This is a genomic window from Sphingomonas citri, assembly GCF_019429485.1.
Taxonomy (GTDB): Bacteria; Pseudomonadota; Alphaproteobacteria; order Sphingomonadales; family Sphingomonadaceae; genus Sphingomonas; species Sphingomonas citri.
The window spans coordinates 1492847-1509050 of the sequence record NZ_JAHXZN010000001.1 but is presented as its reverse complement, the minus strand read 5'-3'; the positions used below and the strand labels follow the sequence as shown (position 1 = coordinate 1509050).

Annotated in this window: 12 protein-coding genes; 3 read left to right on the top strand and 9 right to left on the bottom strand. The window is 60.8% G+C overall.

Features of this window, described 5'->3' with window-relative positions:
• Positions 1–149: 149 nt before the first annotated feature.
• Positions 150–296, top strand: coding sequence for a hypothetical protein (locus tag KZ820_RS06925; protein WP_219747824.1), 147 nt, complete (start codon positions 150–152; stop codon positions 294–296).
• Here KZ820_RS06925 and KZ820_RS06920 read toward each other — a convergent pair.
• Positions 293–643, bottom strand: coding sequence for an EF-hand domain-containing protein (locus KZ820_RS06920; protein WP_219747823.1), 351 nt, complete (start codon positions 641–643; stop codon positions 293–295). The genes KZ820_RS06925 and KZ820_RS06920 overlap by 4 nt on opposite strands.
• 148 nt (positions 644–791) lie before the next feature.
• On the opposite strand from KZ820_RS06920, the gene KZ820_RS06915 reads away from it, so the two are divergent.
• Together KZ820_RS06915 and KZ820_RS06910 are read left to right on the top strand one after the other, a co-directional pair.
• Positions 792–1997 carry an ABC transporter permease gene (locus tag KZ820_RS06915; RefSeq protein WP_219747822.1) on the top strand — a complete coding sequence of 402 codons (1206 nt, stop codon included), beginning with the start codon at positions 792–794 and terminating at the stop codon, positions 1995–1997.
• 151 nt (positions 1998–2148) lie between these two features.
• A complete protein-coding gene (locus KZ820_RS06910) occupies positions 2149–2628 on the top strand; it encodes a hypothetical protein (protein ID WP_219747821.1) in 480 nt (159 codons plus the stop codon).
• Positions 2629–3055: 427 nt separating this feature from the next.
• Here the strand turns inward: KZ820_RS06910 and KZ820_RS06905 are convergent, their stop codons facing one another.
• From KZ820_RS06905 to KZ820_RS06870, 8 genes are all read right to left on the bottom strand, one after another.
• Complete coding sequence (locus tag KZ820_RS06905) at positions 3056–3586, bottom strand: recombinase family protein (protein WP_219747820.1); 531 nt, start codon at positions 3584–3586, stop codon at positions 3056–3058.
• Between the two features lie 144 nt (positions 3587–3730).
• On the bottom strand, positions 3731–7006 hold the full coding sequence (locus tag KZ820_RS06900) for a TonB-dependent receptor domain-containing protein (RefSeq protein ID WP_219747819.1): 3276 nt from the start codon (positions 7004–7006) through the stop codon (positions 3731–3733).
• 889 nt (positions 7007–7895) lie between these two features.
• Positions 7896–8810 (bottom strand): glycoside hydrolase family protein, encoded by a 915-nt coding sequence (locus tag KZ820_RS06895; protein WP_219747818.1) that lies wholly within the window; start codon positions 8808–8810, stop codon positions 7896–7898.
• A 3-nt stretch (positions 8811–8813) separates the two neighbouring features.
• On the bottom strand, positions 8814–9581 hold the full coding sequence (locus KZ820_RS06890; RefSeq protein ID WP_219747817.1) for an SDR family NAD(P)-dependent oxidoreductase: 768 nt from the start codon (positions 9579–9581) through the stop codon (positions 8814–8816).
• Between the two features lie 959 nt (positions 9582–10540).
• A complete protein-coding gene (locus tag KZ820_RS06885; RefSeq protein WP_219747816.1) occupies positions 10541–11500 on the bottom strand; it encodes a hypothetical protein in 960 nt (319 codons plus the stop codon).
• A 509-nt stretch (positions 11501–12009) separates the two neighbouring features.
• Positions 12010–13014 carry an aldo/keto reductase gene (locus KZ820_RS06880; RefSeq protein ID WP_219747815.1) on the bottom strand — a complete coding sequence of 335 codons (1005 nt, stop codon included), beginning with the start codon at positions 13012–13014 and terminating at the stop codon, positions 12010–12012.
• Between the two features lie 260 nt (positions 13015–13274).
• Positions 13275–13907 (bottom strand): tyrosine-type recombinase/integrase, encoded by a 633-nt coding sequence (locus KZ820_RS06875; protein ID WP_132911411.1) that lies wholly within the window; start codon positions 13905–13907, stop codon positions 13275–13277.
• Between the two features lie 358 nt (positions 13908–14265).
• Positions 14266–15765: a recombinase family protein gene (locus tag KZ820_RS06870; RefSeq protein ID WP_258047765.1), complete on the bottom strand. Its 1500-nt coding sequence runs from the start codon at positions 15763–15765 to the stop codon at positions 14266–14268.
• Positions 15766–16204: the final 439 nt, after the last annotated feature.

Below are 16204 nucleotides of genomic sequence, written 5' to 3'. Positions count from 1 at the left end.
AGCGCGGGACGCAGAAGAACGGGACCCTCAACCGCGGTGAGCGTGCTTCTGCTCGTCTGCCTGCTTGCAGTAGCAGCGGGAGGAGCCGCCCCCTTAGTTTGGCGCCGCCGGCCCCACGTGGCATCTTTGCCGCAGCCATGGTTCCAATTGTGATCATCACCATCTGGTATGAGGCCGTGGCGGCAGAGAGCGACTGGGAGGGTCATGGAGCCCTGGCGCTCGCCGTAGTCGCCTTCGTATGGATGATCTTAGCAGTGATCGCCGGCCTGCTGTCGCGCTGGATCGCGAGGAGCTAACGGCTGAAGCTCTTCACCTCGTCCTTGGTGAGAAGGCCGTCCGAGTTCTTGTCCATTCCGCGAAAGCCAGGGGCGATCATACCCTCGCGCATCTTGGCTCGATCCGCCGGTTTGATCTTCCTCTGCGCCTCGACATCGCCTGCGATCATCGCATCGATGCGGCGGTCAAACTCGGCGGTGAACTCGTTGAGGTCGAGCGCTCCGTCGTGGTTTGTGTCCGCGGCCGCCAGAAAGGCCGCATCAAGCTGAACGTCCATCTTGATCTCTCGGCCGAAGCGCGACTCGGGATTGGCCGCCTGAGTCGCTGCGGCTTGCAGCAACACGAGTAGCAGCACAGCGCTCAGCATGCTCACTCTCCTCGGCCTTGATCGGCCTATGCTCGGCACCTTCTCAATCGGTCAGTGAACCTGCCATTAAGGGGCGTGTGGCGTTGTTCGTGTCAGTGGTGTTCGCTTGGCCTTGCCGCAGCGCCATTAACGCCGCAGAGTCAGCGAGATGCTCGGTACGACGGTCCTGCTCGCAGCGCGTTCGATCCGGCGACATGCGCTCCGGTCTTTCCTGACTGTGCTCGGCATCGTTATCGGCGTCGCGGCGGTCGTGACGATGGTCACGCTCGGCGATGCGACGTCGGCTTCCGTGCAGAAGCAGATCGCCAATCTCGGCACGAACCTGCTGCACGTTCATCCGGGGCAAGCGACCCGACGCGGCGGCGGTGGGCCACCTCCAGCCAGCTTCGATCCCAGCGATGTGGTCGCCATCGAGCGGCAAGTCAGTGGCGTCACCGGCGTGGCACCTCAGGCTCAGGCCACCTCGGCGGTCTTCTACGAGGGCAACAATTGGTCGACGAGCATCTTCGGCATGGATGCGACCTACTTCGTCATCCAGCCCTGGCCGCTACAGGCGGGGCGGGTGTTCACGCCGGCGGAGGAGAGCGCGGGCAAGGCCGTGTGCGTGATCGGCAGCACCGTCAGCAGGAACCTGTTCAAGGAGCTGGATCCGATCGGCCGACGCTTCCGCGCAGGACCGGTCAGCTGCGAGGTCATCGGGCTGTTCACCACCATGGGGCAGGGGCAGTTCGGCGATCAGGACGATCTGGTGATTATGCCGATCAAGACCGTGGCCCGCCGCTTTCTCGGCACGAGGGACATCAAGGCGCTGCTGGTTGGTGTGGATCCGGCCTACGACACCGAGCAGATCAAGGCGTCGCTCACCGGCCTGCTGCGCGAACGCCGGCATGTGGAAGCGGGCGAGGACGACGACTTCCTCATCATCGACACGCGCCAGATCTCCGAGACGCTTTCCGGCACCACCGCAGCCCTCACCCGCATCGTCGCTGCGGTCGCGGCGATCAGCCTGGTGGTGGGTGGCATCGGGATCATGAACGTCATGCTGGTCGCCGTTACCGAGCGTACGCGCGAGATCGGCATCCGGCTCGCGATCGGCGCCGTCGCTCGCGAGGTGCTGCTGCAATTCCTTGTCGAGGCGGTGACGCTCTCATGCCTCGGGGGTCTCGCTGGGCTGTTGCTCGCGCAGGTGGCCATAGCCGGGCTTTCCCGGCTCATGTCACTGGATTGGTCGTTCAACCCGGCGATCAACGCGCTCGCTTTCGGCTTCTCGGCCATCATCGGGATCGTCTTCGGCTTCGTGCCTGCCCGTCGGGCGGCGGGGCTGGACCCTATCGATGCACTTCGCCACGAGTAGCGCAGGCAAGCCGAGTGTACCAACGGCCTCAATCAGGCGGCGCTTTCAAGGGCGTGAGTGTCCGCTGTTGGGTCCTTGAGACGAGAGGGCAAGAGCGGTGGGTTTAGTTCTCAATCAGGGTTTTAGGTGGCGAAATAAGCGATAGCTACAGGTGAAGAAAGGCTTGGCCATGCTGATAACGTCCCTTCGCTTTGAGAAAGAAGGCTATTTGGGATGGCTGTTTGTATTCGCCAACCGCGCTCAATCTGCCTTCTTGATTGTAGGAACGTTGTTGATCGGCGTGGTTTTTTACTTTTTAAGCGAAGGGTATCCTTTGTGCATGTTTACCGCCTTTCTTGGCGGCTGGTCAGCTCTCCGACTTCAGGATAAGGCGTGGGTGCGGACCGACGCAGAAGGCTGCGCTTTAATCACGTCTCGCTTAGAAGCGAGCGGCTTTCTTAAGGATCGAGATCAAAATAATTGGCGCCCTCCACTGTCGAGTTGGATGCAGTGGCAAAATACGACTGTTATCATACACGATACCTGTGAAGAAGGAACCCTAACTTACCGACTAAGCGCTCCTTACGTATTGCTTCAACGTCTCATACGTGGACTGCCCCAAATTAACGGAATCGCTACCACACTTGAATAAGAGGCAGATTAAAGCTCTTTGTTTCAGCGCGCACAGCAAGTATCTGAAAACAAACCGGTGGTCGAACAGACGATGGCGCAAGAGCTAAAAAGAAGCCCGTTAATCCTTTAGGAGGTGAACTCCGTTGCCTGGAGGCTTAACCTGGATGATGGCGATCATATAGGCGGCGACGAACATTGCTGTGCGGCTAGGCCGGGAGCCGGTACGTGCAAAATACAATGGTCGTGCTCGTATGCGCGTACGGCGACCACGATCTCGGCGACAACACGCGCTCAAGCCGGGGCTGCGCTCTGCCAGCGGCGTCACCTGAGCCGCACGCGGCGAAGAACGGCCAACACATCGGTCAAGCAACCAAATTAGAAAAGCAAAGCTCACGGTCCGGCGCAGCAAAACCTTATTGCTACTCTATCGTTTTATTGGGAAACTTTCACAGTCTTGAAAGGTACCGATACAGCGTGGGCACCGACAACTCAGCTTTCTTCGCAGCTTCAGCTACGGGAAGTCCAGCCTTAACTAATCTTTTCGCTGTCTCAACCTTACTGCTGTCAACTCTTGGCCGTCCAGTAGGCTTGCCGGTCTCCGCTGCAATTTGCATTCCCAGCTTGATGAGGTCCACGTGTCTCCGGGTTTGGAAGTGCACCACGGCCTCGATGGTTTTGTACACTATCTCACTTGAACCTTCAAATGTATTAATCTCTTCGAGGATGCAGTTTAGGTGAAGGCCGGCATTTCTGAAGAGAAGAACTGTTTCCTTAAGCTCAGGGAGCGATCTTCCGAGGTCATTGAGCGACGGGACGCAAACTAAATCTCCGGCCTCAGCTGATTGTAATAACCGAGACAACATCGGTCGCTGCGGTGCTCCAGCTCCGACTCTTTCCACGTAGACGTCAGCGCACCCTATATGGTGCAGTGAGGCCCGATCGGCCCGCAGAGTCCTTCCGATCTGCCCGAGCCTCATGTAACCGCGCGTCAAAACCATAAACGGCGCCTCTGACTTGCTCTAAGAGGCTATGGCTATGACGGCCAAAGGCCTCCTCAGAGCAGCTGACGGAGTACTTGCAGTGGGCGGCGGGGAGTAACCCCGCCGCTACGTGAGCGTCGGTTAGAAGGTCGCGCGCAGACCAGTGTAATAGGTCCGCCCAAGCACATCGTAGATCGCGCTATCAGCCGTTGTGCCAGTAGCGCCAAGCGGAGGCTTCACGTTACCCACGTTGTCGACGCCGAAAAACCATTCCACACCCTTGCGCGTTTCTGAGGTCGCTCCCACCTGAAGCGAGAAGCGCACGTTCTGGTAGACCACGCTAGGATAGGTAAGGCGATCACGCGCATCCTCGTTAAGCGGCGGATTGCCATTGATTGGGAAAATGTTGGCGTAAGGCGTAGTATACATCGGGCCGATGTAATGAGCACCATATCCAATCGTGAACTTGTCCAGTGTCAGATCTGCGTTAAAGGTGAATTCATCCTTCGGATCGCCAAGCTGCATCCGCTTGCGCGTTTCGAAGTTCGGGTCAGTGGGGTTTGTGTAATCGCTGTTCTTCAACGAATGTGTGTAGAAGGAGCGGATGTTTAGGCTCGCATTCTCACCCACGCTGTGATTGTAATTCAGCTGCACGTCGATGCCGCGACGCTTCAACGAAGCGAAGTTGAGGCTGGACTGTAACAGGGAGCCCTGCAAGATCTGCCCTGGGACCTCGCCGCCAGGCCCGGTGCCCGTCCCGTCATAACGCCGGAATAGGTCGCAGAACTGACCACGGTCGTAGCAAAGATCGACGATCTGCTGCGCCGTGGCGGCCGTAATGACGTTACTGACGTCGATGTCCCAATAATCAATCGTCAGGTCGAAGCCCGGAAGGAAGCGCGGCGTCATGACTGCGCCGATTGACAGTGACTTCGAAGACTCCGCCCGGAGATTAGGGTTGGGACCGTTGACCAACTCTAAAGAATACTGCAAGTTTGTCAGATTTTGAAAGTCTGTGTTGTTAAGGTTGGCGCCGAGTGCCGCCTGGCAGTTGCCAACACGCTCTGGCGTGCCCGCACCGATCCGACCCGCATTGCACGGATCGAGGAAACTGGCGAAGTCCTGATTCGCTGGTGTCGCCGTATCGGTGTAGTTGGGCGCGCGCACGGCTTTGCCGTAGTTGGCGCGGAAACGCAAATCCCGGATAGGAGCCCACTCGCCGCCAAAGTTCCAAGCCCATACGCCACCGGTCGAGCCATATGCGCGGTTGTAGTGGGAGTAACGTGCCGCACCACTAACCGTCAGGCTTTCAAAGAAGGGCATGTCTTTCAAAATAGGTATGTTCAGCTCGCCGAAACCCTCGACCACTTCCAGACTCGGCGGGGTGAACGTCTGTAGCGAATTCAGGAAGGTGAGCCCGTCGCGAACGTCGGGGTCGGCGACGAAGCTCGCCTTCTCCTTGCGATATTCGCCACCGAGAACCACAGCTACCGCACCACCGGGCAGATTAAAGAAGCCACCGGAGTCCGCATTGACGAACGCCGTAGCATTGTACTGCTCAAGCCTGCCGCGGCTGCCGTCGTTGCTCACGATGTAATTGCGCGCTGCCGAGTTATCGAGTCCGCCGAAGGCATTGTACGGCACGCAGGCGGCGATATCGCTGGCAAGGCGATCAGCCGCGATCGAGTTGCCCTCCAGATCGGCGACCAGATCGCGAGCCGTTGGGTCAAACTTCGAGCGGCACTGGATACCTGCGCCAGGATTATTCGGGTCTACGCCGGCATCCTGCGCCAGCAACAGGCGCTGCAGGTTCACGTTGCCCAAAATACGGATGCGCTGATCGGCGCGACCGTAGTTGCCGGAAACCTCGTAGTTGACGTGATCGGTAACGTCTCCGCGCACGCCAAGCACGATACGATACACTTCTCGAACTGTGTCCTCGTCACGGATGCCCAGATCGGTAAAGTTGCGCGCGACGGTGAAACGGTAGCTGCCATCCGCAATTGCCGCACGATCCGCCGCCGTCAGGGCGCCACCACCACCGGTCAGGCTCGTATTGCTGCCCGACGCTAGGATTGCGTTGGTCAGGAGAGTGCGCGCCTGTGAACCTAGGAATGGATTATCCAGCCGGTAATTTGCCCGGTAGTCCGAATAAGTTTGATTGAAACCTTGGTTGAAAGCGGGGCCGGAGTTGGAGCCGACGGTGTGGGCACGCGCGTACTTTGCCTCTACGAAGAAGTCGGCCGCGTCGCTGGCCTTGAAATGCGCGAGCACATTGGCCGTGAAACGCTCATTTTGCGGTAGGACCGAGAATTGGCGATCCTCTCGACCGTTGTCTCCATTACCCCCTAGGAAAGTACCGGTGGGACCGGTACTTACCCGATTGCCTGTCTGTAGTGACAGATTACCGAACGAGTCAAAGATGTAGTTGCAATTGTAATTGGTGCGAGCGCCCGTGCCGCTAGGTATACCCGTGCCGCACGGCGCAGCGCTGTTCCGAGTCTGGACGACGGGAACCAAGCCGTACCGCGCGATCGTCGTTGACCGGATGTTCCGGCCGAAGACCGTGTCGGGAATGCCGTCACTACCGTTCGTCAGACCGGCACCGTCGACATCATTGGTGATAAAGCCGTTGTTCTGTCGCAGATATGGAATGTCGGAAGCGAACAGGCGATCTTGATTTGAATACTCGAGCGCCAGCGTGACGTTGCCTCGACCGTCCGCGAAATTTTTGCCAGCGATGCCGCTGACGTAGCGGTTGCTGCCCGCCCCGTATTCGGGAACACCCGCGCCGGCCCGAAGCTGGAGTCCTTCGAAGTTGCTTTTCAGAACGAAGTTGACGACACCGCCGATGGCATCCGAGCCATAGACTGCCGAGTTGCCGCCCGTCACGATGTCGATACGTTCAATCAGGTCGGTAGGTATTGTGTTGATATCCACGGCCGCGGCGGTGTTCTGAATATCGGACGGCACGTGGCGCCGACCGTTAACCATGACGAGGGTGCGTTGAACTCCAAGCCCTCGCAGATCGAGCAGGTTGAGGCCTGCCACACCGATGCCCAGACCCGGGTTCTGCTGCGAGTAGGTGCTGCGCAGTTGCGGCAGATCATTGAGCGCTTCGCCAACGTTCGGGTCGCCGCGACTGTATATGTCCTGCGTGCGGATGCTGGCGATCGGGACCGTTGATTCGAGGTTTGGCCGCCGGATGCGCGAACCGGTCACTACCACGTCGGCAACGCCGCCGCCTGGGCTGGTGTCGACCGCCGAAGTAGCATCGCCGCCGATGGGAGAACTCTGATTCTGCGTATCGTCTTGCTGGTCCGTCGGAGCCGGTGATCCGGCGTTCTGCGCTGTAGCACTTACGGGCAAAACGCTCATCGAGCTGACGAGGGCGGTAGCGGCCAAGAGTCGGAACATGATCGATTTTCTCCCTGGTCGTGCGCGCGTCTAAGGCGCTTATGGCAGGAAGGTTGGCCGTTTCGGCCGCACTGGTAAACCGCCGGCCTGCCGGATGTCGAATTTTTACAGCGGTGTGACAATCCCGCAACATGAACAATACCTGACTGTTGCAGCATGCCGGTTCGAGCGGCCGCCCTCCCCGACGAGCGAGAACCCTGTAGGGCAACTCTCATGACGAGATCGGCCTTCCGGCGAACGCTCACGTGTGCTCTCTGGGCGGGAGCAGTGTCGTGCTCTGAAGCAGTCGTTCCAGAAATAAGACCCTTCAAGCGGCATGTCACAGCTGACTGAACTTCAGGTCAATAGTGGCTGCAGCGAGATCGGTAACGTGTCCGCCTAGCCTGCGACGCTCTTTGTCAAAGCAGTGCTGCCTCGGTGTACGCTCATCCTTTGAGCTCAGAGCCTGACGAAGCGCAAGCAGGTCGGCCTGAGTAAGCGGATAGGTCGAGGGCCGCGCCGGGAAACTAGACGCTTCGCCCTGCGGTGGCGAGATTCAGGTGACTGATTTGGCGGTCGTAGCATCGGCGACGATGGCTGTGCAAACCAGAAGAGCAGTTCGGATTAAAGCCACGCCGTACCTCACCAAGTCGACGTACCGTTATCCGCGGTTCTTACCAAGGCATCCAGAGCTAAAAGACCCTAAACGGATCGTTGTCGAAGATGGAACGTCATCGCTGCGGCAAATAACGCGGGTCGCCTTCCCGAAACCCGACTAGCCGCTTTCCTGCCAATCAGGCCAGCCCGATAGCTGCGCGGAACGCCCGAGAGGTTCAACCGGCGAGATGAACGAGCGTTCGCAGTGGGAAACGGGGAGGGACGTCTGAGTGACCGGCGTTGGGTCGAGGCACTATAGACCACGGCGAACGATGGCCCTGAAGAGCTTGGCATCCGCCAACGAATAGTAGAGCCAAATCGCACCGTCGACGATGGTCACAGAGGCTGCGAAGGCGATGTCGGTCGCGGTACGCTCGAGCGCAGGCGGCGGGGTGATGAGCGGTTCGATGCAGCGATCGAGGACGCGCGTGTACTCGGCGTCGAACGCGATCCAGCCGATCCGCCACCGCGCGTCGCGGGTCGCGCCGTTGTAGAACATGATCGGCACGTTCTTGTCGTCGGTCAGCAGCGGACCGGTGGAGAGATGCCAGCTGTCCCATCCATCCGGCCTGGGTGCGAACGGCTGCACCTGATGATCCCACGGTCCCGCGATCGTCTGGCCGATCGCCAGCCCGACCAACGACGCCTCGGCATGGGCATATTCGTAGAACATGCGCCATTCGCCGGACTTCGTACGATCGACGGTCGCTTCCTTGATGTTGCCCTCACTCTGCGAGTTGAGCATAGCGACGCCCTGTTTCGTCAGCTGGTGGAGCGAAGGGCCGGTCGCGTAGAGCAGTTCCGCATGGGCGCGGCTTTCGTCGACGCCGGTGTAGTAGACGACCAGACTGTCGTCCGGCTGCACGACGGGGGTGGGATCCTCGCATCCGCCGATGTCATCAAGGCCGGGGCCGGGCGTCAGCACCGGGCCGCCCTCGACGGTGAACGACAGGCCGTCGTCGGACAGCGCGTGCCAGATCGTGCCGGTGTCGCTCGCCGCGCCGTGATCGTAGTCGCCGCGCGGGACGGCCCGGACCAGCATGGCAAACTTCCCGTCCGGCCGTCGCCAGACATAGGGGCTCATCAAGTCGCGCTGGGCCACCGCGGGTGGCCCCGAGATGATGATTGCGTCGATCTGCTCGACATTGAGGTCGACAAGGGCCGGCATTGCTCAGGCGCCTTGCGCGACGGTGAGCGACAGTGCGCCGTCGATCGTCACGGTGGTGCCGGTGATATAGTCGGCGGCAGATGACAGCAGGAAGTTGACCAGCGTCGCGACCTCGTCGGGGCGCCCCGCGCGGCCCCAAGGGATCGCTGCCTCTTTGGCTTTCAATTCTCGCGGGTCGTCGAGCGCCGATTGGTTCATGGGCGTCAGGATCATGCCGGGCGCGACGCCGTTGACCGCAATGCCCTTGGGCGCGAGTTCCAGCGCTAGCGTCGCGGTAAGCTGCGACAGGCCGCCCTTTGCCGCATCATAGTCGACCCCGCCGGGGCGCGGCGCCCTCTCGTGGATCGAGGAAATGTTGACCACGCGGCCCTTCAGGCCCTTTTCTTCTAGCGCGCGAACCATGCGGCGGCAGGTGAGGAAGGGCCCGTAGAGGTCGGATCGCATCACCCGGTCGAACTGCGCCAGCTCCATGTCGACCAGGTTCACACCGGTCATGTTGAGCCCGGCGGAGTTGACCAGCAGAGTAACGGTGCCGAAGGTCTGCTCGGCGGTCGAGAAAAGGGCCTCGACCTGCGCCTCATCGCCGACGTTGGTCTGCACCGCGATAGCCCGCGCCGGGGCGCCAATCGAGGCGCACACGGCGTCCGCCGCCTCCTTGTCACGGAAGTAGGTGATGACGACGCTCGCGCCGGCGTCGCCCAGCGCCTTCGCGCAGGCGGCTCCGATCCCGGACTCGCCCCCCGTCACGATCGCGACCTTACCCTCCACCATAGCCTCTCCCTTCGCGGCATCATCAACGATCAACGACAACGATTGTCACATGGCTTCGCACAATGGTCCGATCAGCCGGTCTGACAGGATGCGGCCGGCGCGACCTTCGTGAAATCCTATCGGGCGAACGACGACGCGCCGAGAACATCCGCTTCTAAGGCCTCGCCACTTAAGGGAGGAGGCGGCAACGCCTAATCAGGCCAGCCGGACAGCGGCGCGCACGTCTAGAAGTCCCGATCGGCGAGATGAACAGGCGTCCGAAGATGGGAGGGCGCCAGGTGGCCCTGAGTGACCGGAGTTGGGTCGTCCGCTCGAGTGGGCAGGGGGCCGCAAGCGCCCAGTAGCCGACAGTGGCAAAGATGCTATGCTCTCAGCCTGATTGCGTCGCGGGTGCACCTATGTTTGAGGTAAGGCTTAGATTTCCTCACGATACCTGGAAGACCGTGGTATTTGGGGCAGGCCTGCTCTGGCTAATCTACAGCATAGCCACAATGCCATATACGATTGGTCGAAGTGATCATGAAAACGAGTGGAACTTTCCAATTTGAGCTTGTTGGCTTCAATGGTCGGTCGTTTGCCTTTGGACCGGCATATTCGTGCTTCCATTGCGAGGATGGACTAAATCCGCCGTCGCACTCTGGATTTTGACAGCCACGGTCTGGGGCTTCTTGTGGCTCGGGACGATCGGCTAACGGCTTATCGGTGCAGCCATGAACGGCGGCTATCCTGCCAAATACGGCCAGCCGCACAGCTGCGGACCACCTGAAAGGCTCGAGCGGCGAGGTGAACGAGCGGCCGGAGTTGGGAAGCGGGGAGGGGCGTCTGAGTGACCGATGCTGGGTCCTCGCCACGAAAGGGGAGGGGGCCGCAAGCGCCCAAGCTGGGTCATAGCGCGGGCGACGCCTCGTGAGCAGCGGGTCTGCTAATCCGCGGTTGCCCAAATCCGGCAGCGAACCGCCTTATTTGAAGGTGTTGCTGTCGAGCGTTACCTGCTTGCCCTTCGCCATCCCAACCGGTCGCTGCTTGGCGACCGCTTCATACACCTGCCGCGGTGCCGGAAGGCCGGCGAAGGAAGGGAAGGTAAGCGAGCGTCCGTCGACGTCGGCGAGGGTCACCGTGTAGTTGATCTTCGCCTTCTTCGCGCCGCCGGCTGGCTCCCCATCCAGTTGCGACATCAGGCTTGGATTGACCCACACGACACGACCCGCGTCTTGCATCGCCAGCGTGTAGCCGCTGGCGTCGCCGGTCTGGTCATCTGCCCGATAAGCCGCAAAGCCGTCGCCGGGATCGCCCTCGCGGCACCAATGACGCCGGGGAGGGGCTGGCTGATCCTTCGTTTCGCGCGCCGCCGCGCCACTGATCAACGAGACCAGCAGATCCGTGGGTTCTGGTTTCACCATCTTCGCTTTCGTGAAATGAAGGGGCGTGGCGCACGCGACGACCGGCGTTGCAATCGTCGCAGACGGATCGGCCGGTAGGCGAAGCGCAGAGATGAAGTCGCTCATCTGCCGGTCCAGAGTGGCGGCCTTCTCTTTCGCCGACATCCGCACGACGACCAACCATTCACCGAGCGGCATCACTGCCAGAGCGGTGCTGCGGAAAGGACCGTCGACCATCGCGTAGGTTTGCCGCAGCGACGACGCGACGGTACCAGAGGCGGCAAAGGCGACCGGCGCCTCGCTCGCCGGCGCGGCGTGGCGGAAAAGATCGCGCTGCTCGAGCGCGAGGCGCGATCGATCGAACCAGACAGTGGGCTCGGGTAGTGCAGAGTGGAACAGATAGAGAGTGGCGCTGATCGAGTGGTCCGCCTTTTCGAACTGCGCGGCGATATCATGCTCCGTCGCGGTCGAGTCGCTCAGCCCTGTGCGAGCGAGGCCTGCCATTTGCGCGCGCAGGATCAGCTTCGTCTGCGCGTGCATCCAGCCCTTGTCCGCGGGTACCGGGAGAGTTCGATAAGCCGCAGGTGCGGCGGAGAACGCTATGGTCCCGCACAACGCCGTTGCCGTCAGCCATACCTTCCGCATCGCGACAGTCTCCCCGTCTAAGTCGGGTGCGAGCCTAACCCAGAGGATCGGGAGGTGTCATCGCTGTCGATCCGGATCGGAGTGACACAATGGGCATGTCGTGTCGGTCATAGGCGCATGAGCTCCGCTAAACTCGCGTCGGCCTGCGCACGCCGCGCGGTGAGAGGCGACCGCGGCACCGACGAGCGCGAACACGAGGAGCAAAAGAGACCATGTCGCCCATTCAGGGACGGCAGCGACCTTCGAGCCGGCCGCACAGCTGCTCCCGATCGACCCGTAGCAACGTCACGGGTGACGTACTCGGAAGCCGAACTGAACGAGCGTCCGCAGTTGGGGGACCGGCAGGCGGCCCTGAGTGACCGGTTGTGGGTCCAGGTAGCTGGCGGTGAACGAGCGGTTATGGGTCAGCGTGGCAATGGTGCCGCCCTATCGATCAGACCTGCGTCGCGCAGCTCACGCCAGAAATCTACAGGGATCGGCTCCTTCAGGGCCGCCGTGTCCTCCGCAATGCGTTGCGGCCGGCTGGCGCCGGGGATCACCGCTGCGACCGCGGGATTGGCGAGCGAGAACTGCAACCCCGCGGCCTTCATGCTGACGCCGTGGTGATCGGCGACCGCCTTGATGGCGGCGACTTTGGCAAGGATCTCGGGGGAGGCGGGAGCATATTCGAAGTTCGGGCCGCCGACGAGCGCACCTGAGCTGTACGGGCCGCCGACGACGATGCCCAGGCCACGGTCGGCGACCTTCGGCATTAGTCGCTCGAGCGCGCGGTCATGGTCGAGCAAGGTGTAGCGATCTGCGAGCAGTGAGCCGTCGGGTCGTGGGCCATCGAGATCGAGCAGCAGTTCCACCGCCTCGACGCGGTTCACGCCGAGCCCCCAGGCCTTGATCGTGCCGTCGTCACGCAGCCGGTCGAGCGCCTTGAAAGCACCGGTGCGCGCCTCCTCAAATTTCCCGATCCAGGCGTCGCCGTAGAAATCCTGCGCCAGGTCGTGGACCCAGACGATGTCGATACGGTCAGTCTGCAGGCGCTTCAGGCTGTCCTCGATCGAGCGCAGCGTCGCGTCGTGCGAATAGTCGTTCATGACTTTGTTCGGCCGGCCGTTGGCGAACACATCACCCTTCTCGCCATTGTCGCGCGGCGTCCCTTCGACCTCGTCGAGTACGATGCGGCCGACCTTAGTGCTTATGACGTACTGGTCGCGCGGCTTGTCTTTTAGCGCCTCGCCCATGCGGATCTCGGCAAGGCCCGCGCCGTAGAAGGGAGCATTGTCGAAGTAGCGGATGCCGTCGTCCCAGGCCGCTGCCACGGTCGCGAGCGCCTCGTCCTCGGGGATGGCGCGGAACATGTTGCCGAGCGGTGCGGCGCCGAAGCCGAGCTTCGAGGGCAGGAGATCCTTGAGTGCCATGACAGGGGTCCTTGGGCCTGAATGCGTGTCAACCGATTGCCAGCGGATCGAGCGTGAACGCGCTGCGATCCGCAAGGTTGTTGACCGACGCGAGATAGGTGAAAATGCGCGCCCGCACTATGCGCAGCGAGCGCGTTGACGACCGCACGGCGCGCGTTGATGCTCACTGCACACTCGCGCTTCGAACATGAATGAACGTCGATAATCGGGAAGCGACGAAGGTGGCGCGAATGACCGACTCGAGATGATGGGTCAAGCTGCTAAATCTCGGTGCGTTCTGAGAGCTCCAACGCGTCCTCAACGTCAACGCCAAGGTACCGGACCGTACTTTCGATCTTGGCGTGACCTAGCAAGATCTGCACGGCGCGTAGATTGCCCGTTGCTTTGTAAATAATCGACGCCTTTGTGCGCCTAAGTGAGTGAGTTCCATACTCCTCTGCCTGAAGGCCGATGCCCACGATCCACTCACGAACAAGTCTGGCGTATTGCCTGGTACTCATGTGGTCCATGTAGTCGTTTCGGCTTGGGAATACGAAGTCGTTCAGGGTGCCGCCGCGATGCTGCAGCCAGTCATGGAGTGTCCGGCGCGCGGGCTCAACAAGCTCAAATTGTACCGGTCGCTTGGTCTTCTGTTGTACGACAATCGCGCGATCACGTATACGCCCGCCGACAACAATGTCGCCGATGCGGACCTTCACTACGTCACAACCGCGCAATTTGCTGTCGATAGCGAAATCGAACAGGGCGCGATCTCGGAGCCGTCGGTGCTGATCGAGAAAGAAGCGGATGGCCCAGACCTGCTGTGGTTTAAGGGCACGCTTGGGGCCGCTAACTCGACCGTCATTCCACGGCCGTAGTTCATGAAAGGCAGGGTCAATCGACGAGTGACCCATCGCTCATCTCCAAAGGTCCGAGTCGGCCTTGATGCTACGCTTTATGACGCTCCACGTGAAGTGACTCCGAGCGCGGTCGACGCGCTTTACTGGTCTTTTGCGGGGCGACCAGAGTTTGCAAGGCGAGTCGCTTTGGTCGAGCCGCTCGAGCATCGTTCCCTGAGCAGCTCAGGCGAGCCCGGCAATCCCGAAACCGAGACGCTCGCGGTGAAGATTGGATGGCGAGGGTCGGAGATCTGATCGGAAGAAAGGCTGCGCCGGTACAAGGGTTCTTAAACCGGCGCAGCCCGTCGGGCTTGGGATCCAAGCATTGATATCTGCCGATCATAGGTAGAGGATCGATCGGCAGTTTTGGCGACTAGGCTTGTGATCTAATATCGACCGAGCCAGCCTTTCCGCACAAGAGGGTACATGCGCCTGTTCGCAGATCCACGGAGCCATGGCTGAACATGCGACGCAAAGCAGCATTGGCGTTCACCCGCTCACGTGAGGTCGAGAGGCCGGTCTCGCCGGCGGCCAGCAAGGTCGAGCAATCGTTCAACAGGTAACGACGCCCACGTGATGTGACCATGTAATCTGCCAAGCTCGGTGCTTGCCCGTATCTGCCGGGAAAACGTTGAGCTAGCTCGCTGCTTAGTCGATCGTGGTGCCAGGAGAGCGCCTCGTTGCCAAGGAGCCGATAAGGAGCGCCGCGAGAATTCCGGCACCCGCCGGGGTCAGCTTTTCTGATCCAGAGAATTCCCTCGGCTGACCAAGGGCCCAGGTGGGCCAGCATTGCGCTTTCCAATGCAGCATAGGAGTACTCGGGAGCGCTACATCGGTGCGCGATGCTAGCCCCTGCGCAGACGAGAACACCTTTTCCTTCCTCGCCAATCGGCTTGTGTCGGACGTCCGCACCGCAGTCTGCGCATCGTAGCAGATTTGCGAAAACGTTGCGTTTCGCGGCGCTCCCTCCACGGCGACGATTGCTGCAAATGGACCAGACCCGAAGAAACGTTTCGGGCTCTATGATCCTTGGGAAGTAGCCGCCGACTACGCCAATCGGCAATCGGTGCTGCACGTTGCGCTTGTAAACGAACTCGTGGAGCGGCAGCGCACCGGTCACGCGACGATTATTGATCAAAGCGGCGATCGTGGTGCGTTCCCATGGTCCGTCGATCCTCCAACGTGGCACCTGCTCCTTGTTGAGCGTCTCAGCGATCTGCTGTGGCGGCTGACCCTCCTCTGCGTTGTCGAAAATGCGCTTCAGCAGCTCAGCTCGCGCGGCAATCGGAACTATACGTCCGTTCTCGAAAGTTAGCCAATCAGGAAGCTTGCTGCTTAGAATCTTGGAGGGGACAGCTGCACGTTTGCGTGTCCATGCCTGGCGCGCGCGCATGGACTTGGTCGCGCTCTCCTCGTTTGCCCTTATGAAGACAATGAGGGCATAAATGAGACCTAGTGGATCGTCCGATAGACTCTCCTCGGAGTAGAGGCGGTTGTCCGCCAGCGAGACCACGTTCACGCCCGACACGACAAGGTTGGTGAGGATGGCTTGCGCTCGAAGGATGTTGTCGCGGCTGAGCCGATCCAGGCTTTCAATGAGGAGAAAGCTACCCTCGGGTATCTGTCCCGTCCGAACGGCCTCAAGGAAGCAGGCCAGTTCGCCATGAGCGGCGTTTTTTCCGCGAAAGCCGGAGACCCCCAAGTCGCGGTAGGTCAACTCATCGTCGAGGTGCAGGCCGTGCTGCTCGGCGTACGCCTTTGCCAACGCAGTCTGTCGGGCAAGGCTGTCACCGTTCGCTTGCGAGGGACTGCTAAATCGTTGGTACGAGTATGCCTTGACCTTTGCTTGTGCGACCTGACTCCCCAACCTCATTCTCCGCAGCTGATAGCCGCTTAGATGCAGGTTAACCGCCCTCGTTTGGCAATCCCCTTTATGCCACCTTCGCTCCTAGCGGCTAGAACGCGCCGGCTGATTATGACTGGGCTGACCCATGCTGATTGACGATCCCCTTTGTCTCCGGCGCGAGGCTGAACGCTGCCGCCGGATCGCGGATATGATCGGGCGCGGCCCGGACGCAGACCGGCTTAGGCTTGAGGCGCTAGAGCACGAGATGCGAGCTGACCGGATCGTACGGCATCGGAGCAATGCGAAGATTGCCACGCAGCGCTTGCGCGCGACCCGCGGCGTTCGGCCTGTCGTCAGCGTCGTGGGTTTTCCTGAAATAGCCCAGGGCTGAATGCGCAGCGGCCTTCGCCTTGCAGAAGGGCCTGTCTCCTCGCGCCCTAATCCCTCAGCCGTGGGGCTGCGGTAT

Excerpts from the sequence above, each read along its gene's own strand:
- KZ820_RS06870 (WP_258047765.1), bottom strand. The coding sequence starts at position 15,765 with ATGAGGTTGGGGAGTCAGGTCGCACAAGCAAAGGTCAAGGCATACTCG.
- KZ820_RS06890 (WP_219747817.1), bottom strand. The coding sequence starts at position 9,581 with ATGGTGGAGGGTAAGGTCGCGATCGTGACGGGGGGCGAGTCCGGGATC.
- KZ820_RS06885 (WP_219747816.1), bottom strand. The coding sequence starts at position 11,500 with ATGCACGCGCAGACGAAGCTGATCCTGCGCGCGCAAATGGCAGGCCTC.
- KZ820_RS06920 (WP_219747823.1), bottom strand. The coding sequence starts at position 643 with ATGCTGAGCGCTGTGCTGCTACTCGTGTTGCTGCAAGCCGCAGCGACT.
- KZ820_RS06915 (WP_219747822.1), top strand. The coding sequence starts at position 792 with ATGCTCGGTACGACGGTCCTGCTCGCAGCGCGTTCGATCCGGCGACAT.
- KZ820_RS06905 (WP_219747820.1), bottom strand. The coding sequence starts at position 3,586 with ATGAGGCTCGGGCAGATCGGAAGGACTCTGCGGGCCGATCGGGCCTCA.
- KZ820_RS06880 (WP_219747815.1), bottom strand. The coding sequence starts at position 13,014 with ATGGCACTCAAGGATCTCCTGCCCTCGAAGCTCGGCTTCGGCGCCGCA.
- KZ820_RS06875 (WP_132911411.1), bottom strand. The coding sequence starts at position 13,907 with ATGGGTCACTCGTCGATTGACCCTGCCTTTCATGAACTACGGCCGTGG.
- KZ820_RS06895 (WP_219747818.1), bottom strand. The coding sequence starts at position 8,810 with ATGCCGGCCCTTGTCGACCTCAATGTCGAGCAGATCGACGCAATCATC.
- KZ820_RS06900 (WP_219747819.1), bottom strand. The coding sequence starts at position 7,006 with ATGTTCCGACTCTTGGCCGCTACCGCCCTCGTCAGCTCGATGAGCGTT.